A 19,140-nucleotide genomic window follows, 5' to 3' on the forward strand; every position below is an offset into this window, starting at 1 on the left:
GCTTTCCTCAGTAGGTGTAGAGCACGTGCTGGATCAGGGACAGCGAGTCCTTGTCGGCGTGCGTCTCGGGCTTCGCCCGCGCGTCGATCGGGGCGAGTGCATGTTCGGTCAGAGCATCGAACAGCGCGCCGTATTCAGCAAGGTGTTTGCTGTCGCCCAGGTGCAGCGACGCAATGGGGTGTTCCAGGACGACCGTGCTCAAGCGATCGACCGCGGGCCTCGCGTAGAGGAAGTTCCCCGTGTACGCGGCGTACACGTCGGCCTCGAACGGGTAGACCTGGATGGTCACGTGGGGAAGGTGCGCCAGCTCGATGAGGTGCAGCAGCTGCGCACGCATGACGGCGGCGCCGCCGAAGCGCATCCGCAGCGCGCTTTCGTGGATGACGGCGTGCACGGTGGGCGGATCGTCATCGGTCAGGATGTGCTGCCGCTCCTGGCGAAAGGCAACTGCGTCGTCGATGGTCCCGTGGGCTGGCTTGGCGCTGGCAAGGATGGCGCGGGTGTAGTCCTCGGTCTGGAACAGCCCTGGAATCAGCAGCGACTCATGCGCGCGTAGCACGGTGGAGCCGGCCTCCAGTTCCGCAAGGTCAAGGGCGGCGGGGCCGATGCGGTTCTTGTACGCGGTCCACCAGCCCTTGCCTGTCGCCTCTGACAGGGCCACCAGTGCATCGATGTACGTCTCATCTGTGCATCCATAGGTGCGGCACAGCTCGCGGAGTCGCGCCGTGAGGATCGTCGTCTTCGCGGTCTCGATCTGGCTCAGCTGGGCGCGGCCCATGCCGATCTGCTCGGCGGCCTTACCGGCGCTCAACCCTGCCTGTTCGCGCAGTTGCTTGAGCTCGGCTCCGAGTCGTCGCTGGCGCTCGCTGATGGTGGTGCGCAGTCCCACGGGCTACTCCTCGTCCGCTCTCGACTACTTCCCCGCCCTCAAGGTCATCGTCGGAAAGGGTGACCGCATCCGGACCGTCCTCATCACCGACCTGCTGCCCGAAAGCTACGTCTGGGCCGACCACCAGCTCAACGCCGAGAAAACCGCGCCACTCAGCACGGGCTGACGACGCCAGCCGACGACAGGGCGAACGTTGCCTGATGCGGCACAACCGCTGATCAGTTGGCCCATCAGTCAAGATCGGCGAACCGCCATTCAAGGAAGTCGGTTTCTTCGCTCGGGGGGAGGTAGCGCCCCAGCACGCCGCCGAACTCCAGCGCTTCAGCTGTGTGATGCATGAGCGAGGTGATCGACTCCCACATCGGGTGTGACGTGATGTCAGGCGATCCGCCTTCCCTGTCGTGCTCATGGACCGCTGGTTCTGCTGTACCGCTGGCGTCCAAGTAGAGCACCGTCCCCGCACCATCTGCAGCGAATGGGACGTAATGAGGGCGATAGGGGTAATACTTGCTCTGTGCCGAAGTGTCTGCCTTCAACTCCCAACTCTCCACTATGCCTCTGGCGTTGAGGACCTTGAAGCAAGGCGGGAGCAGAAACCTGCCGCTGCCGTTGTGGCAGAGCAGTAGCTCCGTGATCTCCTTCGGAAGCTGCAGGTCGAGGCGTTGCTCGATCAGTGTGATGTCATGCTGGGCGGCTGGCGGGGGAAGTTGCTCCATTACGCCTTGGCCGCGGACCCAATTCTCGATGCGCCACCACGAGTGACTGATGGGGTGAAGCGCCATTGTGATCCCCTCCTGATTGCCCGGGCCATGCTGGGGTGGAGTGGTGCCCCACGATATGTGACGCAGGGCACCTCTCCGGTTCAGTTCGGCAAGTCGGCGAGCTTGAACTGTTTGCTGGCGCGTGTGCCAGCGCCGGGTACCAACCGGAACGAGACGAAGCGCGGCTTGTAGATGCTCGGGTCGCGGAAGTGTGCACCCGCATCGGACCAGCGATTGTCGAACGAGTTGACGTTGTACGACAGCGTCCATCGATCGCCGGACTGCAGAATGGGATGGGCGTGTGCGTTGTAGGCGAAGATGTCTGGATCCCCGTAGTTGCCGAACAGGCCTACTTCAGGCATCCGGTAGACCTCGTCGTGACCGACCCACGAGCCGAAGGTGCCGAAGGGGTCACAGCCTGACCAGATGCGGACCTTGCCGCTGAACGCCTCGGTGCTGTCTTGGCTGATAACGACGAACTGGCCATTCCACGGGGTAACGCTGTACTCGTTGGCTATCCCGTTGAGGTAGGTGGTGCCCCCCTTCTCATTCTTCATCCAGTTGTTGCTTCCGGTTGGCGAGAGGTTCAAGTACTGCCACTCATCGACCTTGGTCAGGTCGTCACCGGGCACCCGCGCGATGTGCATCTTCTTGTTCGTCGGGTCATTGCTGACGCCGTAAATGTAGGTGTGGCCGTCTCCGCTGCGTGATGCCGGCAGCAGGGCTGAACCCCAGGACACCCCGGTCTCTGAAGGAAGGGGGTCGATCCAGATTGGCTTGGTGAGATCATTCAAGTCGAAGGTGGCGACCACGTTGCGGACCCATTCGAACGGCAATTCAGTTCCGTCGTTGGTGCCTCGGTACTCCTGGAACATGATCTGGAGATAGTCGACGCCACCGATGTTGGAGACCATACGCCGAGCCAGTACCAGCGATTGTCGATCGCTGGCGGCATAAGCGCCTTCGGGTTGGACTTGCTGCCTCCGTGGACGGTGGTAAGCGTATCCCCGCTCCGTATCACGAAGGAGCTGTTGATAAATTTCGCGCTGGTCGGCCGCGTCCCGTCGGCGTTCAGTGGCCCGAGGAAGGTATCGGAGAACAGATACAGTTGACGCCCGTCGGGTAGCCTGAACGAGTAGGTTGAATCGCCGCCGGTCCAACCGTCAGGCGTGTTCTTCGCGTAGTTGAGCAGCAGTCCCTCAGGTGGCGCCTTGGTCTCGACTTCCTTGACCTCCGGGAGGTCATTGTTCGGGCACTGGCGGTAGCTGACCTTCGTAGCGACGCCGCTCGGCTCCCGCGGTCCTTTGTATTCGCTGCCGTCAGGGTTCACCACCTTGACGTAGAAAGGATCTTGGTTGCGCAGGATCCGCTGATCTTCATAGAAGTCCCCGAGGTCGGTTCCCGCATTTCTGTTGTGGGTGCCGTTGATGGGTTTTACTGCGAAATGCGTGTAGCCTTCACCACCCTTTCTTGCACCTTGGTTGGTGGAGGCTTGCGGGTATTCGTCGCACTGCCGTTCTCCTCTCGTGTACTCTTCGCCGAAGAAGAGTCTGCATTGGCTCTGTGATTTTGTCCTGTTCGGGCTGATGTTTTCGGCGGCTGTTCGGGTCAGAGTTTCTATCCCGTTCACCGATCCGGGAATCTTCTTGGTGGACTCGCTCACCGGGAAGGTCTTGTCAGAGTTATTTTGGGCGGTCCAGATGAGGTCCGCTGATTCTTGCGTCCGGCTATCGGCCGTCAGGTCGAACACTTCTTCCACGACATGGAATACGCAGCCGTAGTTGTAACGCATGTAGGATGCGGAGTCGCATCGGAAATAGTCACCTGCGACTATTTCTGTCTTCCGGTTCCCCTTGAGCTCGAAGCCGAACGCATACTCTGCTATATTGTCGATGCCTATACCGCCGTCGGGTGAAATGAAGTTGATGTAGGCAGTGCTGTTGAACTGCCATTCTGCGAGCGTGCGATGTGCACTGCCGAGCACCTCACAGGTCGGCGTCTCGGGGTCGAGGTCGCTGCATGAGCCGGTGAGATGCAGAATATCTGTCATCCTCGGCACGCCCTTGATGACTTCTGGCTGATCCAGCCTGACCGTCGCCACGATGTTGCGTTCCTCGGGATTGTTTCCTTGGCCTCCTTCTGCGAGAACTGTCATGCGGAACTTCATCCAGCCAAGTTCATCACAGCCGTTCTCGTCGCATTCCTCGGAGATGTGTACGACATGGGTGATCTTGCACCATGTCATGTGGTCGAGGGCCGCACCTGCGTCCGTGTCAACCGGAGCGGACTCACAGGTTGACGGTGTTGCCTGAATGGCTGCCCTTTGGTTCTCTCCTTTGGCGCGGAGTTTGGCGACAAAGTCGGTACGCTCTCTCGCCTGCTGTCTGGTCTCCTTCGACAGCTCTCCCAGTTGGTCTTCCCCGTGCTGGTCAGGCTTGGTGGCGTCTGGACCGTGCTGGGACGGCGCCTTACCGCTGATTCTTTCGCGGCTGTCTTTGTCGTTTGGTGTCTTTCCTGTGATCCGGTCGCTCTGCGTGTCCTCGGCGCCTGGGGTGGCGGTTTCAGGCAGCTGCTGCCCGAGGCTTACTGTTGGCAGCAGGAGCAGCGTGCAGAACGCTAACGCTACCGCTGCCCATAGTGACTTGGTTCTTCTCACTCGGCTCTCCGTTCATCGCTAATTGAGGCTTATTTCTCCTGGATCTGGACGTACGGCGCCGCAACCTGCTATCTATCTCGCGTTCACCCGCGGTGTTCGTTCGAGGTCATTTGCAGGCGTAGCTGGACGCATTGCGACGTGAGGTTCTGATTAGGTAAGCAGGCTCGTTGGGCTTGCGAACGTCTCAACTTCGCTCGCGTGCGTCCCGGGATAAACTCCGGGGGAATCAGTCGAAGAGCTGCATGACGCTAGGGGCTCTTTGCTCCGCGCATGGAAAAGGGCACGTGCGGCATCCCTCCGAGGGTGGATCTCCCAGGGCAGATGCGCATATGCCCTCGGCTTACATGTTTGCCGGGTGGCAATCTGTGAGGGCGCGACTTCCAGGCGCCCCGCGAAGGCGCAGGACCTCTCGCTGGAGCACCGACTGTGTATTCGCTGAGAGAGGCCTCACTCAACCTCTCTCTATGAGGGCGTATCGCCTGATCAGCGACCGCCAGGTCCCGTAACTGTGCCGGTTGACTCCAATACCGCCACAACAGCCGCCTTGTACCGGCCGTTCACGTCGAGTTTGTCGGTTATCCGCGGAATGTGGGCCTTTACTGTACGCTCCGTTATGCCAAGCATCGTGGCGATGCTTCTATTACTTGCCCCGCCGCCAAGAAGTGAAATGACCTCTCTCTCACGCGGCGTCAATGCCTCAACGCGACTCTTGCTGAGCCGATCTATCAGGTCTATGACTCGGAATGGCGCGAACTCCGGTATCGGAGCATCCTTGTTTGCCATGTGCTCTTGTGTCGGCATCCTCGTGTAGCCCCCCCGGGTTGGCGCGACAGTCACGGCTTGCGACTAACCGCTACGATGCGGAATTTGCGTACCCACCAAAGTTCTTGAGGTGCAGTCCTGAGGCGGGACATTGCCTTCCAGGGGCGCTTCGCAACGGGCTTGGTCGAAGTCCCGTGATGGCCAAGGATCGTGCCACCACGTATGGGTGTACCAGCCTCATGTTGTTGCAGCGGGCCGTGCCTGAGGGGTGAACAAATAGTCATCAAGTGTGTCTATTGAGGGCACGGATGCGGGCAAGCAGTGTTGCGGAGGCGGTGTGAGCCGCGCATAGTTGCGCTCCGAAGAGGCTGGAACCGGGGGTTGGGGAGATGACCGGGCACGGGAGGCAGGCGCATCCGCACGGTGCTGACCGTCTGTGCGATGCGGGGGACCGGGTGTACTCCCGGGCCGTGCGGCGTGGCCGGGTGTCCCGTGAGGATGCCGAGACCGTGCCCTGTCTGGTCGAGCTGGCGCTGTTGCACCCCGACCCCGACGACATGCGGTATCTAGTGCCGACGTCGCCGCAGGAGGTCATGACGCGGTTGCTGCGGGAGATGCACGAGGACGTCGTTGCGGCGCAGTCGCGTGTGGGTGCGACCGTGTCCGCCTTCGAGTGGTACGCCTCCTTGGGCGGCGACGCGCGGTCGCCTGCCGAGGGAGTGGCGATCCGGGTGCTGGACGGACTGCCCCGGATCCGTGCCGCCATGGATACCGCAACCGAGGCGTGCACGTCCGAGGTGCTGGCCGTCCAGCCCGGTGGCATCCGCCGTGAGGACGAGCTCTCCGAAGGGTTGCACCGGGCGCTCGCGCTCCGCCGGAGGGGCGTACGGATGCGCGACCTGTACACGCACGTCGCCCGGCATGGTCAGGGACTGCTCAACTACATGGAGCTGATGGGCGACGCGGCCGAGGCCCGTACCCTCGACGAGGTCCCTGAGCGGCTCATCGTCTTCGACCGGACGGTCGCCCTGATCCCCGCAAGCCCCGACCGCACGATCGCGCTGGAGCTGCGGCACCCGGCGCTGGTCGACTACCTGGTCACCGTCTTCGAACGGCTCTGGCGCCTCGCGATCCCCCTCACCGCGCCCCTCCCGGACACCGGAATTGAGGGCATCACCCACCGCGAACGCTCCATCGCGGCGCTGCTGGCAGAGGGCCACCAGGACGCGGTGGTCGCGGAGCGACTGGGCATCAGTGTTCGTACCTGCCGGGCCCACATCGCCCGTCTCGCGGAGACCCTGGGCGCCGCCAGCCGCACGCAGCTCGGCGTCCGCATCGCCCAGGTGGGCCTCGACGGCCCGCCGCGCTCCCCGGACCTTCAGCCCCTCATCGCACCCGGCCCCGCTACTCCAGAATCCCCGACTGGCCGATGAGGTAGCCGAGTTGGGCGCGGCTTTCGCTGCCCAGGGTTTCGGCGAGTTTGGCGATGTGGACGCGGGCGGTGCGGACGTTCATGCCGAGGCGTTCGGCGATCACGGTGTCTGTGTGGCCTTCGATGAGGAGGCTTGCGATGGCACGTTGGCGAGGGGTGATGCCATCGAGTGACGGGCGCTGGACGGCTTCGGGGTACATGGGGGTGGCCAGTCGCCAGAGGCGGTCGAAGGTGGTGACGAAGTACTCGACGAGCGCGGGGTGGCCGACTTCCAGGGCGAGGGTGCCGTCCTTGTTTGCGGGGATGAAGGCGACCGCGCGGTCGACGACGATGAGGCGGTCGGTGACCTCGTCGAGCGTACGGGCCTCTGCGTCACCCCGCAGCTCTTCGTAGCGGGCGAGGACGAAGGGCAGGTAGCGCGTCGTGTGCTGGTAAAGGGTGCGTATGCGGCCTCCGCGGTCGAGCAGGGCCTGGTCACGATCCATGACGTCGGCTCGAGGCACCTCATGCGGATCGCCGTAATTGGCGCGGGGCTGGATGGCGAGGAGTTCCTCGTTCGCGTCGGCCATGGTCTCGGCGATGGCTCGATTGATCCGCTGTCTGCCGTTGAGGATGCTGATCGTCGGGGCCACTGACGTATGACGACCGTCGATCCGCATGAGCGGCTCGAACACCGTGGTCAGCCGGGCCTCGCGCCGCCGTTCATCCGCGATGCGTTCCTCGGAGATCCGCAGCAACCGGTGCAAGGCAACAACTGGGGCGACGGGTTCCAACCAGTTCGGATCCCCGACTGCCGGGTGCAGCAGTCCGAAGTCGACGAGACAGGAGACTTCGCCGGCGTCCGCGCTGCGTACGCGCCCTTCGCGAAGGGCTTGCGCGTACACCTTCGCGCCTGCCTCGCACAGTTCCTCTGCCCCATGATTCAGGTGCCCGGTCGTCACTCCGCGGCCTCCTCCTGCTTCAGGATCCCCGACTCGGCGATGAGGAAACCGAGTTGGGCCCGGCTGCCGCTGCCCAGAGCCGTGGCGAGCTTGGCTATGTGGGCTCGGCAGGTGCGTACGTTCATGCCGAGGCGCCTGGCTATTGCCTCGTCGACGTAGCCCTCGACGAGCAGCTTCGCTATGGAGTGCTGGATGTCGGTGATGCCGTCGGGGGCGGTTTCGTAGGGGGCGTTGGCATCCAGGGGGACTGAACGGGCCCACATGAATTCGAAGACCTTGATCAGGTAGCGGACGAGTCCGGGATGACGGAGTTCGAGGGCGACCTGCCCGTCGTCGCGCGTGGGGATGAAGGCGACGGTCTCGTCGCAGATGATGAGTCGCTCGACGAGTTCGTCGATGGTGCGGTACTCCACCTTGCCGCTGGAGAACTGGGCCACGTAGGCCAGTGTCTCGGGGCTGTGGCGGGCCGTGTGCTGGTAGAGCGTCCGGATGCGGCAACCCCGTTCGATCAACGGCCTGTCGCGCTCCAGCGCTTGAGTGAGGGTGTGCTCGAGACGGCGGCGGCTCGGCTGGACCGTGAGCATCTCGGACTGGCACTGGGCCGTGGCCAGATCGAGTGCCGCATTGATCCGCTCTATGCCCTCCAGCACCGTGATCGAGTGAGTGGTCGACGTCGCCTGGGCGCTGAGGGCCATGAACGGCTCGAAAGCGTCGGCGAGCTCGATCGACAGCTGCCTTCGCTTGCTGATCTCGCGCTCTATGGGGTGCAGCCGCTGAGCCAGGGCGATCGACGGGGGCACCGGGCGCAGCCAGTTCGCATCGTCGGGGTCGGGGTGAAGCAGGGTGAACTCCATCAGACAGGGAGCGGACTCCACGTCCGCGCGGGCGATGCGTCCCGTACGCAGAGCGTTCCCATAGAGACGGCGACCCTCCTCGCACAGCTCAGTCACCGCATGAGGATGTGTCTGCTTAGTCTCGCTTGTCCCCAAATCTCCACCCCCCAGGGTCCTGAACGTGCAGGAACATGATGCATCCATTCGGTGGCCATGACGTGCCTGAATGCGCCATCGTCGTAATCGACGGGGGAGAGGTGACCTTCAAATGAGGACGAAGCCGACTATGCATAAGAGAATGCTTCGCTCGGCGCTTGCCGCCGCCTTCTCCGCCGTTGTGGCCTTCGGGGTGCTGAGTGGCCTCGACGGTACGAAGGTTGATGCTAGAGCAGGCGACAGTTCCTGGAGCGTGAATGCCGCGCCTGCCGCCGATCCCGGCGACAGTAGCTGGGTCAGTCCGGCGCGTGCCGCCGATCCCGGCGACAGTAGCTGGGGCAGTCCGGCGTCCACCGGCGGCGACGATGACAGCTCCTGGTCCGGACACGACAGCTCGTGGGCCGCCGAGTCATGACCACCCCACCCGACGACCGCTCCTTCCGCAGAGAAATGGCCACCGCCTACCGCTCCGGCTGGCACTTCATCGACCTGGTCACCGCCATCCCCCACAGTGGTGACTCACTGATGGTGACCGTCTTCGGAGAGCCGGTCGTCGTCACCCGGGACGAGGACGACGACGTGCGGGCGTACCGGTGTCTACGGCGCCCGCGAGGAGCGCCGCAGCCCGTGCGGTGCGCCATCCGGTACGGAATGATCTTTGTGAACCTCGACCAGCGCGACCACCGGCTGGTCGAGCCGGAAGCCCCGGACGTACGAACCATCTCAGCCACCCCCCGCAGCGCCTGACGCGATTCCCCCGTCGTAGTAAATCGCTCAGGTGCTTCCCCCCGCAGCGGCGTCACCGTGACCTGAACACGGTGACGCCGCTGTCGTTTGCGCGGAATCTCCTGGTATGGGCCTGTTCTGGGCGCTGTGAAGCGCGGCTGGTTTCCGTCGCTTTCCCGTCGCCGCGCGTACCGGCCTTCTTGACAGGCCTCCCGTACCGCCTTGAGTGGAATAGACTCAACTTTGTGTACGTTGCTGAAGTCAGCGTTGAGTGACGACTGAACGACGACTGAACGACGGCTGACGACGGCTGACGCAAGGAGGAGACAGCGGACGTGGACGCCGAGCTGACCAACAGGAGCCGGGACGCGATCAACACGGCCAGCAATCGGGCCGTGTCCGAGGGGCACCCGGATCTCACCCCCGCGCACCTGCTGCTCGCACTGCTCGAGGGGCAGGAGAACGAGAACATCACCGACCTGCTGGCCGCGACAGAGGCGGACCAGGCGGCCGTACGGACCGGCGCCGAGCGCGTACTGAGCGCGCTCCCCAGCGTGACCGGCTCGACCGTCGCGCCGCCGCAGCCCAACCGCGAGCTGCTCGCCGTCATCGCCGATGCCACGGAGCGGGCCAAGGAACTGGGCGACGAGTACCTCTCCACGGAGCACCTGCTCATCGGCATCGCCGCGAAGGGCGGCCAGACGGGGGACGTACTCTCCCAGCAGGGCGCCAGTGCGAAGAAGCTGCTGGAGGCCTTCCAGAAAGCGAGGGGAGGGCGCCGCGTGACCACACCGGATCCAGAGGGCCAGTACAAGGCACTCGAGAAGTTCGGCACCGACTTCACGGCCGCCGCACGTGAGGGGAAGCTCGACCCGGTCATCGGGCGGGACCAGGAGATCCGGCGCGTCGTGCAGGTGCTGTCCCGGCGTACGAAGAACAACCCCGTCCTCATCGGCGAGCCCGGCGTCGGCAAGACCGCGGTCGTCGAAGGGCTGGCCCAGCGCATCGTCAAGGGCGATGTGCCCGAGTCCCTGAAGGACAAGCGGCTCGTCGCGCTGGATCTGGGCGCGATGGTGGCGGGCGCCAAGTACCGCGGTGAGTTCGAGGAGCGGCTGAAGACCGTGCTCGCGGAGATCAAGGAGTCCGACGGGCAGATCATCACGTTCATCGACGAGCTGCACACCGTCGTGGGCGCGGGCGCCGGCGGAGACTCCGCCATGGACGCGGGCAACATGCTCAAGCCCATGCTCGCGCGCGGTGAGCTGCGCATGGTCGGTGCCACGACCCTCGACGAGTACCGCGAGCGCATCGAGAAGGACGCGGCGCTGGAGCGGCGCTTCCAGCAGGTGCTGGTCGCCGAGCCGACCGTCGAGGACTCGATCGCGATTCTGCGCGGGCTCAAGGGGCGGTACGAGGCCCATCACAAGGTGGTGATCGCGGACAGCGCGCTGGTCGCCGCCGCCACGCTCTCCGACCGGTACATCACCTCCCGCTTCCTGCCCGACAAGGCGATCGACCTCGTCGACGAGGCAGCCTCCCGGCTTCGTATGGAGATCGACTCGTCTCCCGTCGAGATCGACGAACTCCAGCGCACCGTCGACCGGTTGCGGATGGAGGAGCTCGCCCTCAGCAAGGAGACCGACCCCGCCTCCCGTGAGCGCCTGGAGAAGCTGCGCCGCGATCTCGCCGACAAGGAGGAGGAGCTGCGCGGCCTCACCGCCCGCTGGGAGAAGGAGAAGCAGTCCCTCAACCGGGTCGGTGAACTGAAGGAGAAGCTCGACGAACTGCGCGGGCAGGCCGAACGCGCCCAGCGCGACGGCGACTTCGACACCGCCTCCAAGCTGCTGTACGGCGAGATCCCCGCCGTGGAAAGGGACTTGGAGGCCGCCTCCGAGGAAGAGGAGGAGGCGTCGAAGTCGGGGTCCAAGTCCGACACGATGGTGAAGGAGGAGGTCGGCGCGGACGACATCGCGGACGTCGTCGCCGCCTGGACCGGTATCCCCTCCGGGCGGCTCCTGGAGGGCGAGACGCAGAAACTGCTGCGCATGGAGGAGGAGTTGGGACGCCGCCTGATCGGCCAGACCGAGGCCGTACGGGCCGTCTCGGATGCCGTACGCCGCACGCGTGCGGGTATCTCGGACCCCGACCGTCCCACCGGATCCTTCCTCTTCCTCGGACCGACGGGTGTCGGCAAGACCGAACTGGCCAAGGCGCTCGCGGACTTCCTCTTCGACGACGAGCGGGCGATGGTCCGTATCGACATGTCGGAGTACAGCGAGAAGCACAGCGTGGCGCGGCTGGTCGGCGCCCCGCCCGGCTATGTCGGCTACGAGGAGGGCGGCCAGCTGACGGAGGCGGTCCGCCGCCGCCCGTACAGCGTGGTGCTGCTGGACGAGGTCGAGAAGGCGCACGCGGAGGTCTTCGACATCCTGCTCCAGGTGCTGGACGACGGACGCCTCACGGACGGACAGGGCCGAACGGTCGACTTCCGCAACGCGATCCTGATCCTCACCTCGAACCTGGGCAGCCAGTTCCTGGTCGATCCGACCATCACCGAGGCGGAGAAGAAGGAGCAGGTCCTTGAGGTGGTCCGCGCCTCCTTCAAGCCGGAGTTCCTGAACCGCCTCGACGACCTGGTCGTCTTCTCGGCCCTGACGAAGCCCGAACTGGAACGCATCGCCAGGCTCCAGATCGACCGACTCACCAAGCGCCTCGCCGAACGCCGCCTCACCCTCGAGGTCACCGACGAGGCCCTGACCTGGCTGGCGGACGAGGGCATGGACCCGGCCTACGGCGCCCGCCCCCTCCGCCGCCTCGTCCAGACCGCGATCGGCGACCGCCTCGCCAAGGAGATCCTCGCAGGCGAGGTGAAGGACGGCGACACGGTACGGGTGGACTCCTTCGGCGACGGGTTGATCGTGGGGCCGGCTACGGGCAAGACGCTGTAATTCCAGCTGTGATTTCGGCTGTGATTTCTGCTGTGATTCCGGCTGTGGTTTCGGCGGTGGTTCCGAGGGCCAGGGGGCGCGCGCACGCATCTCCCCCTGGCCATCGCGCCGCTCATTCGGCCACATTCGCAAGCCCTTCCCCTGGGGCGGTTGCCGGTCACGGGGCAAGAGAGAGAGGGTGGGCTGTGTACGTCTGGTCTCAGCTATGGCCGGACGAGCCAGACGAGCACAGGAGTGTCCAAGTATGTCCATCGACCCGTCCTCGATTCCGAACTTCGGGGGCCAGCCCGAGCCAGAGCCGCAGAGCGGCGGACCGGCGGGCCCCGTCGTCCCGGATCAGGACCTCGTGAAGCAGCTCCTGGACCAGATGGAGCTGAAGTACGTCGTCGACGACGAGGGTGACCTCGCTGCGCCGTGGGAGCAGTTCCGTACGTACTTCATGTTCCGTGGCGAGGGGGACCAGCAGGTCTTCTCGGTTCGGACGTTCTACGACCGGCCGCACAAGATCGACGAGAAGCCCCAGCTCCTCGAGTCGATCGACGACTGGAACCGGCGCACGCTGTGGCCCAAGGTCTACAGCCACACGCACGACGACGGCACCGTCCGCCTCATCGGCGAGGCGCAGATGCTGATCGGTACCGGTGTCAGCCTGGAGCACTTCGTGTCCTCGACGGTCAGCTGGGTGCGGGCCGCCATCGAGTTCGACAAGTGGCTTGTCGAGCAGCTCGGCCTCGAGCAGGAGGTCAACGACGCCGAGAAGCCCGAGGACGACGAGGAGTAACCTCCGCGTTTTGCCCGGGGGCTCGGCCCCGTATGCGTACGAGAGCCCGGTCAGGGGCGCGACCAGCAAGTTCGCGCGCCCTGACCGGGCTTTTCGCTGCCGCCTTGACGGGGGCGCGGTACAGCACCGGACTTCGGCAAAGCCGCAGCTCACGCTACTGCCGCAGCTTGAGCAGTCGTTCCGAGGCCGCCTGCAGCACCTCCGTGCGCTTGCAGAACGCGAAGCGCACGGCTCGCGCTCGCCCTGCCCGCCGCGTGACCTGAGTATCCCGGCCGCAGCGACTGAGTATGTTGCCCGGTATCCCCGGATCCCGGGCGGCTGGTGCACTGCCGTCATGACCACGGACACCACACGCCCGCGCCCTCTCCGGAACGTCACCGCCACGGTCACCGCCACCGGTTCGGCCCTCTCGGTGGCGCTGGTCCCGCTGGTGGTCGGGGCCTTGGTGGCGCGGACGGTCGGAGGCGACCCGATGGCGTCGGTCAACGCCCTGATCGCGGGCGGCGGGCAGCGGGCCAGGCTGTCCCGGAGCCAGTTGCGCAGCTGCCGCGGCCGGGCGCTCGCGGCGGCGCGGGTCGCGTGGGGTCGGTCGGCCCGGTGGTCGAGCAGGAGGACCGGCGGGGAAACCTCCATCGGGTCATGAGCACCGGCCCGCCAGGTGTCAGGGGGCCTGTTCGCCAGGGTGGCAGTGAACCCGAGCCGTCGGCGAACCAACCAGGACGGGAGCAGCCACAGCTCCCCCTGAATCCAGTCGCCCCACCTGGTCGTCCAACTCCGCGTCAACAGTCGTGCCCGTCCATCCATCGCGCCACTGGGTGCGCGGCGGCTCGGAGCAACCGTGTTCGTATGGCCGGTACCCTTTCGGGTACGCCTGTCGGCTGTTATGCGGCCAGCGTCTTGAGTCGGGAGGCCGCCTCTTCCAGCACCGTCGTCCGCTTGCAGAAGGCGAATCGCACGAAGGGTGCGCCCTGCTCACGGTGGTCGTAGAAGACGGCGTTGGGGATGGCCACCACCCCGCAGCGCTCCGGCAGTGCGCGGCAGAAGGCGAAGCCGTCGCTTTCGCCGAGGGTCCGGATGTCGGTGGTGATGAAGTACGTGCCGGCCGGGCGGAAGACCTTGAAGCCCGCCTGCTCCAGGCCGCCCGCGAGCAGGTCCCGTTTGGCCAGCATGTCCGCGTGGAAGTCCGCGAAGTACGCGTCGGGCAGGCGCAGGGCCTCGGCCACGGCGTATTGGAAGGGCCCGGAGGCGACATACGTCAGGAACTGCTTGGCCGAGCGCACGGCTGTGACCAGCGCGGGTGATGCCGTCACCCAGGCGACTCCTCGTTCGTACACTCATTCACATGTCGCGCAACAGGCCCACCAGGGGCAACTCCAGCACCGCCGGTGAGCCGGCCGCCATCTACTGCCGTATATCCCAGGCGGACGACGACGATCAGACGGGCGTCGATCGCCAGGAGCGGATCTGCCGCGAGATCGCCGAAAGGCGCGGCTTCGTCATCGATCCCGCCCACATCTTCGTGGACAACAGCCGCTCTGCTTGGAGTCGCAAACGCAAGCGGCCAGGTTGGGACCGCCTGCTGGAGGATGCCCGGAACCGTACCTTCCGGCACATCATCGCCTACCACCCTGACCGGCTCATGCGGCAGCCCCGGGACCTGGAGGAGCTGCTCCAGGTCTCCGACGACCACGCCATCACCCTCCATGGCGAGGCGAACCGGCGGGACCTCTCCGACCCCGACGACCGCTTCATCCTCCGCATCGAGGTCGCGCACGCCTGCCGCTCCTCGGACGACACCTCACGGCGGTTGAAGTCCGCGATGCAGGACCGGGCACGGGAGGGCAGGCCGCAGGGTGGAGTGAGGCGCTTCGGTTACACCAAGGACGGGATGAAGATCGTCGAGGAAGAGGCCGAGATCGTCCGGGAGGTGTTCGACCGCTACCTGAAGGGCGAAGGCGCGGCGCCCATCGCGAAGGACCTGCACAGGCGGGGCATCCGCACGGCCGGCGGCAAGGCATGGAACAGCGGCACCGTCCGTGCGCTGCTCGACTCACGGCACGTCGCCGGAATCCGCATGCATCAGGGCGAGGAGGCCGGCCCCGGCGCCTGGCCCGCGATCATCGACGCGGGCGTGTGGGCGGAGGTGCGGACGCGGCGCGAGTACCGGTCGGCGGTGTACCGGGAGGCGCTCAGCAAGCCCGCACAGCGCTATTACCTGCTGCGCGGCCTGGTGATGTGCGGGCGGTGCGGGACGCTGATGTCGGGTACGGCGAAGGGCACCGGCCCGGTCTACCAGTGCAACCGCCGGGGCCGGAACGACGAGAAGAAGTGCACCCGGTCGATCATGGCCCAGACGCTGGAGGACTTCGTCGCCGACGCCGCAGTTGAGCTGCTCGGCAAGCTACGGGTGGACGGCCGACTCGCCAGCAGCAACCTCTCCGAGAGCGTGACCGAGGAGTTGGAGGACGACCAGCGGCTGCTCGGCGAACTGAACCAGATGTGGACCGCGAAGGAGATCTCCACGGCGGAGTACCGCAAGATGCGCAAGGAGATCACCGATCGCATCGCGAAGGCGCAGCGCAAGGTCGTCGTCCGGCCGATGGTGCTTCTCGACGGGCTGACGGGCGCGGGCGCGCGGGCCGCCTGGGACGCCGAGGACATGACGGATGAGCGGCGCAACGCGGTGCTGCGGTTCCTGTTCTCCGGGGTGGTCATCGACGAGCCGAAGAAGTTCGGCCGGTTCATGGACTGGGACCGGATCAGCATCGAGCAGAACCCGCTGTAGCGGGGCGAGGCCGGTGGAATTCGCCCTGCCGACCGAGGCGATGAAGGACGCAACATAGCCGACGATCGCCGGTTAGCCTAACCGGCGATTCTCCGGAGCATGGACCTCCCCAGCCAACCCGCCGGCCCTCACCACACACCGGCGGGTCGCCGACCGAACGCCGCCCTGAGGACGTCCATGCCCCAACGCCAGACCGAACCCGCCGTCATCCAGCCCGTCATCGCCCCCGAAGGAGCCCGCGCCGTCCGTCAGAAGGTGGACTCGGCGAGGGACGCCGCTCTCCAGCGCGTATGCGCGGGGTTCACGACGACGATCAGCCCACGGAGCGCCACGCGGCTCGCGGACCTGCTCTCTAACTCGACCTACGTCCAGGCAGCCTGACCGGAGCCGGACGAACGGTCCTGCCTCGTCGCGGGTCCGAGGACGGCCGGCACTGACTCGCAGGGCGGCCCTGCAGCCGCTAGCAACCGGCATCAGCGCACCGGCTGGCAGCTTCGGATACGCCGCCAAGGACGCGTTCGCCGTGAGCTGTGTGGTTTCTCGGCCGAACGCTGGATCTTCGCGCGCGGGTGTGGCTGTCTTGGTGTTCCGCCTGGAGCGCTGGCCCGCGCGGACAGGAACCCCAGCGCGCGCGCTCTGGGCCAAGGAATCAACGGTGGCCGGGTCTCATCCCCCCGGTGCCCTCGCGGCCCTCACCGACACGTCGGCACCGGGGACGGTGCCCCACCCCCACCCCCACCCTGTGCACCGCCCGAAGAGGGCCCGTCGCACCCGCCTGCCCTGATGAAGGAGCCGCCACCCGATGAGCTACGACGCCCGCGAATGGGTGTGGGACCACAGCAACAGCAAGGGCACCGCCCGCATGGTCCTCGCCCTGATCGCCGACCGGTGCCGCGATCGCCGCTGCATCGCGTACGCGTCCGTGCCCACCCTCATGAAGCGCTCGAACGCCTCCCGTACGGCCGTGCGCGACGCCCTCACGAAGCTGATCGCCAGCGGGGAGCTGACGCAGCTCGCGGGCCGCAAGGGGCCGCGCGGAGAGACGTACTACCACCTCCCGATCGCCGCCTCCTTCCTCGCCGACCAAGCAGACGAGGGGGACCGGAATTCGGCCCCTCCGGGGGCACGGATTCCGACCCCCAGAACGGTAGTGAACCGAAGGTGAACGGTAAGAGCAGCAGCTCTGCCTCCCTCATCACCGCCGCCCAGTGGGAGATCGACGACGCCACCTGGGCCTGGCTGCGGCGCGACGGGCACCTCGCCCGACTCGGCGAGCACGGCCTGCGGGCGGCCGACGAGAAATGGCGCACCTACCGGGCGACGTGGGCGCCCCGCCCAGCCGCCGCGTGGGGCGCCGACTGGCGCACATGGATCGCCCGGGAACGCACTCCCACCCCGGAACGGCCGAACCTGCGCGCCCTGCCCGGCGGTGCCGCCCCACTCGCAGGCGGCATGACCCGCGCCGAAGCACACACCGCCGCCCTCCTCGCCGCCCTCGACGAACCGACAGGAATGGAGTAACTCACCCCCTTGGAACGCCGCGAAGTCGCCGCCGTCCTCGCCTACATCGGCCGCCTGGACCCCCGCACGATCCGTACCGACCCAGGCGAGGCCCGCGACCAGCTCGCCCAGTGGCACGAACTGCTCCACGATGTCCCCTTCGCCACGGACCACGGCTGGGATGTGCGCGGGGCGATTCGGGCGCACGTCCTCGACTCGCCCTACCCGATCCTGCCCGTGGATGTCGCCCGCGCGTGGCGCACGTACCGCCGTGACCGTCTCGACCGGCACACCGACCCCGCGCCGGCCGCCGACCCCGACGACCCGACCGCATGGCGGGCCGAACTGCTCGGCACCCGGCAGGCCGTGGCCACCGGAACGGCTGCGCCCTCGACGCACCGACAGCTCACCAACGGTGGCCCGCACCCCGACGTGGAGGCCCGTCTGCGCGCCATCGGATCGTGCGTCCCACCGACAGTCCGCGCCGCGCTCGCTCCCTACCGTCCGGCCCGTGCCGCACGCGAGGCCGCCGTCGCCGCAGGGCTCCCGGACGCCCTTGGCGTCCGGTGCCCGTGGTGCCATGCCCGCGAGGGCGAACCCTGCCGCAGTCGACGCGTGGGCCTTGACGGCCGCGCGCGAGGCAATGCGCCCCGCACCACGCCCCACCCGACGCGCCTCGACCTCGCCGCCGCGAAAATCACCCGACAGGGAGCTGCGTGACCTACGCCTTCGAACCCTCGTCCCTGCTCGCGATTGGCGCGCCGTTCCTCGTCGTCGCCTTGCTCGCTGGATGGCTGCTGCGCCGACGCGCCCAGAAGCCCGGTGTCGGGCAGCGACGTGGTACCGCCGCCATCCCGGTTGCCGCTGTCGCCGCAATCGGCTGCACCGCCTATAGCGCGGACACCAGCTGGCGCTTCGCCGCCGACTACCTCGACATGGGCAGCACCGTCGAGCGCGCCTTCATGTTCGCCACCGCTGAACTGGCCTTGTTCGCAATGGCCTTGATGGCGCGCCAGAACCTGAAGGGTCCCAGGCAGGCGCCGGGGCCGCCTGGCGTCCTGGTATGGGTGATCACCGGAGGACAGATCATCCCCGCCTACGCCGAGTCCGGTCCCGTCGGCGGCACGGTCCGCGCCCTGATCGGCCCGGTCATGGCCGCAGTCCTCTGGCACCTGGCCATGGGAATCGAGCTACGCAACCACACCCCCGAGGCCGCCTCACGCAGCCTGCTCGCGATCCTCGGCCGGCAGGCACGCGAGCGACTCCTGGCGCGCCTGGGCATCCACGACCAGGACGCCGATGCCGCACGACTCATCCGCGAGCGCGCCCTGAGCCGGGCCGTCACGTTGATCCTCCGCATCGAAGCGATGCCCGAGACGAAGCGCTGGAGAGGGCCGACGTCGACGGTGATCTTCGCCAGGACGAGCTGCTGCTGCGGAAGCTCGGGACCCGACAGCAGGCCACCCGGTTGGCCTCGCTCCCGCTGCCCGAACGGTGGGAGACGCCCGGAGACCGAGTCAGTCAGTCCCGCACTGCCGCGGCGAAGCGGGCAAGGCCCGAGTGCCCGGAGGCCGTACCGAATCCGGGCGACGAAGGCGTACACCGGTCGGACCGCCCGGAATCCATCGTCCGCCCTCAATCCGCTACTGATCCAGGTGCGGAGGTGAGTACGGGCAGAGACACGGTTGCCGAGCCTGGCGAGAAGCCGGAGCCGAAACGCCCGGGTCGCAAGCCCGACCTGCCGCGGCATGTCCTCATCGCGTACGCGGAGCGCATCTACCGCGAGACGGGTCGCCTCTCGCGTGACTCCCTCAAGGCAGCCGTCCGTGCCGACGGCCATCAGGTCGGCACCGACCTTGCCCAGAGCGTCGTCAACGCGGTCAAGGCCGAGCACCAGGCGCCCGCCCGTACAGGCCACCCCCACTGAACGCTCCCCCCGCACCTCTGACCACCCATCGCTGAAAGGCCCA

General features: G+C 66.6%; 19 protein-coding genes and 2 pseudogenes. 13 read left to right on the forward strand and 8 right to left on the reverse strand.

All coding sequences use genetic code 11. The features are described from left to right. Nucleotides 1-7 precede the first annotated feature (7 nt). Complete coding sequence (locus ACFYO0_RS35730; protein WP_388684605.1) at nucleotides 8-889, reverse strand: helix-turn-helix domain-containing protein; 882 nt, start codon at nucleotides 887-889, stop codon at nucleotides 8-10. 19 nt (nucleotides 890-908) lie between these two features. Here ACFYO0_RS35730 and ACFYO0_RS35735 point away from each other — a divergent pair. Then, nucleotides 909-1,055: pseudogene (locus tag ACFYO0_RS35735) on the forward strand (cytidine deaminase); the annotation flags it as partial. Nucleotides 1,056-1,119: 64 nt separating this feature from the next. Here ACFYO0_RS35735 and ACFYO0_RS35740 read toward each other — a convergent pair. The 4 genes from ACFYO0_RS35740 to ACFYO0_RS35755 form a co-directional block, all read right to left on the reverse strand. Further along, nucleotides 1,120-1,671 carry an SMI1/KNR4 family protein gene (locus tag ACFYO0_RS35740; protein ID WP_388684608.1) on the reverse strand — a complete coding sequence of 184 codons (552 nt, stop codon included), beginning with the start codon at nucleotides 1,669-1,671 and terminating at the stop codon, nucleotides 1,120-1,122. A gap of 80 nt (nucleotides 1,672-1,751) precedes the next feature. Then, nucleotides 1,752-2,525 (reverse strand): hypothetical protein, encoded by a 774-nt coding sequence (locus ACFYO0_RS35745; protein WP_388684610.1) that lies wholly within the window; start codon nucleotides 2,523-2,525, stop codon nucleotides 1,752-1,754. Then, nucleotides 2,441-4,306, reverse strand: coding sequence for a hypothetical protein (locus ACFYO0_RS35750; RefSeq protein ID WP_388684612.1), 1,866 nt, complete (start codon nucleotides 4,304-4,306; stop codon nucleotides 2,441-2,443). The genes ACFYO0_RS35745 and ACFYO0_RS35750 overlap by 85 nt, the downstream gene beginning before the upstream one ends. A gap of 483 nt (nucleotides 4,307-4,789) precedes the next feature. Then, a complete protein-coding gene (locus tag ACFYO0_RS35755; RefSeq protein ID WP_388684615.1) occupies nucleotides 4,790-5,089 on the reverse strand; it encodes a helix-turn-helix transcriptional regulator in 300 nt (99 codons plus the stop codon). Between the two features lie 368 nt (nucleotides 5,090-5,457). On the opposite strand from ACFYO0_RS35755, the gene ACFYO0_RS35760 reads away from it, so the two are divergent. Beyond that, entirely contained in the window at nucleotides 5,458-6,501 is a 1,044-nt protein-coding gene (locus tag ACFYO0_RS35760) for a LuxR C-terminal-related transcriptional regulator (RefSeq protein ID WP_388684618.1), read from the forward strand. On the opposite strand, the gene ACFYO0_RS35765 is transcribed toward ACFYO0_RS35760, so the two are convergent. Together ACFYO0_RS35765 and ACFYO0_RS35770 are read right to left on the reverse strand one after the other, a co-directional pair. Then, nucleotides 6,473-7,441, reverse strand: a complete 969-nt coding sequence (locus ACFYO0_RS35765) for a LuxR C-terminal-related transcriptional regulator (protein WP_388684620.1) — start codon at nucleotides 7,439-7,441, stop codon at nucleotides 6,473-6,475. The two genes, ACFYO0_RS35760 and ACFYO0_RS35765, sit on opposite strands and share 29 nt — an antisense overlap. Then, entirely contained in the window at nucleotides 7,438-8,391 is a 954-nt protein-coding gene (locus ACFYO0_RS35770) for a helix-turn-helix transcriptional regulator (RefSeq protein ID WP_388684622.1), read from the reverse strand. Before ACFYO0_RS35770 ends, ACFYO0_RS35765 begins: the two co-directional genes overlap by 4 nt. Nucleotides 8,392-8,841: 450 nt before the next feature. On the opposite strand from ACFYO0_RS35770, the gene ACFYO0_RS35775 reads away from it, so the two are divergent. The 4 genes from ACFYO0_RS35775 (at nucleotide 8,842) to ACFYO0_RS35790 (ending at nucleotide 13,528) form a co-directional block, all read left to right on the forward strand. After that, nucleotides 8,842-9,177 (forward strand): hypothetical protein, encoded by a 336-nt coding sequence (locus ACFYO0_RS35775; protein ID WP_119101612.1) that lies wholly within the window; start codon nucleotides 8,842-8,844, stop codon nucleotides 9,175-9,177. A gap of 314 nt (nucleotides 9,178-9,491) precedes the next feature. Further along, on the forward strand, nucleotides 9,492-12,104 hold the full coding sequence (gene clpB / locus ACFYO0_RS35780; protein WP_388684625.1) for an ATP-dependent chaperone ClpB: 2,613 nt from the start codon (nucleotides 9,492-9,494) through the stop codon (nucleotides 12,102-12,104). A 244-nt stretch (nucleotides 12,105-12,348) separates the two neighbouring features. Beyond that, on the forward strand, nucleotides 12,349-12,885 hold the full coding sequence (locus ACFYO0_RS35785; protein ID WP_386342559.1) for a YbjN domain-containing protein: 537 nt from the start codon (nucleotides 12,349-12,351) through the stop codon (nucleotides 12,883-12,885). A gap of 334 nt (nucleotides 12,886-13,219) precedes the next feature. Continuing rightward, entirely contained in the window at nucleotides 13,220-13,528 is a 309-nt protein-coding gene (locus ACFYO0_RS35790) for a hypothetical protein (RefSeq protein WP_388684627.1), read from the forward strand. A gap of 238 nt (nucleotides 13,529-13,766) precedes the next feature. Here the strand turns inward: ACFYO0_RS35790 and ACFYO0_RS35795 are convergent. Further along, a pseudogene (locus ACFYO0_RS35795) lies at nucleotides 13,767-14,204 on the reverse strand (aminotransferase class I/II-fold pyridoxal phosphate-dependent enzyme); the annotation flags it as partial. Between the two features lie 23 nt (nucleotides 14,205-14,227). Here ACFYO0_RS35795 and ACFYO0_RS35800 point away from each other — a divergent pair. From ACFYO0_RS35800 to ACFYO0_RS35830, 7 genes are all read left to right on the forward strand, one after another. Further along, on the forward strand, nucleotides 14,228-15,670 hold the full coding sequence (locus ACFYO0_RS35800) for a recombinase family protein (protein WP_388684629.1): 1,443 nt from the start codon (nucleotides 14,228-14,230) through the stop codon (nucleotides 15,668-15,670). 177 nt (nucleotides 15,671-15,847) lie between these two features. Then, nucleotides 15,848-16,051, forward strand: coding sequence for a hypothetical protein (locus ACFYO0_RS35805; RefSeq protein ID WP_388684632.1), 204 nt, complete (start codon nucleotides 15,848-15,850; stop codon nucleotides 16,049-16,051). A gap of 421 nt (nucleotides 16,052-16,472) precedes the next feature. Beyond that, on the forward strand, nucleotides 16,473-16,835 hold the full coding sequence (locus ACFYO0_RS35810; RefSeq protein WP_388684634.1) for a hypothetical protein: 363 nt from the start codon (nucleotides 16,473-16,475) through the stop codon (nucleotides 16,833-16,835). Then, the gene (locus ACFYO0_RS35815; protein ID WP_388684637.1) at nucleotides 16,832-17,191 is read left to right on the forward strand and encodes a hypothetical protein; all 360 of its coding nucleotides are present in this window, start codon (nucleotides 16,832-16,834) and stop codon (nucleotides 17,189-17,191) included. Before ACFYO0_RS35810 ends, ACFYO0_RS35815 begins: the two co-directional genes overlap by 4 nt. Nucleotides 17,192-17,200: 9 nt before the next feature. Beyond that, nucleotides 17,201-17,890, forward strand: a complete 690-nt coding sequence (locus tag ACFYO0_RS35820; protein ID WP_388684640.1) for a hypothetical protein — start codon at nucleotides 17,201-17,203, stop codon at nucleotides 17,888-17,890. Then, nucleotides 17,887-18,837, forward strand: a complete 951-nt coding sequence (locus ACFYO0_RS35825; RefSeq protein ID WP_388684642.1) for a hypothetical protein — start codon at nucleotides 17,887-17,889, stop codon at nucleotides 18,835-18,837. The genes ACFYO0_RS35820 and ACFYO0_RS35825 overlap by 4 nt, the downstream gene beginning before the upstream one ends. Next, nucleotides 18,834-19,097: a hypothetical protein gene (locus ACFYO0_RS35830; protein WP_388684644.1), complete on the forward strand. Its 264-nt coding sequence runs from the start codon at nucleotides 18,834-18,836 to the stop codon at nucleotides 19,095-19,097. Before ACFYO0_RS35825 ends, ACFYO0_RS35830 begins: the two co-directional genes overlap by 4 nt. Nucleotides 19,098-19,140: the final 43 nt, after the last annotated feature.

Origin of the sequence: Streptomyces sp. NPDC006365, from assembly GCF_042870755.1 — a bacterium.
GTDB classification, from domain to species: Bacteria; Actinomycetota; Actinomycetes; order Streptomycetales; family Streptomycetaceae; genus Streptomyces; species Streptomyces xiangluensis.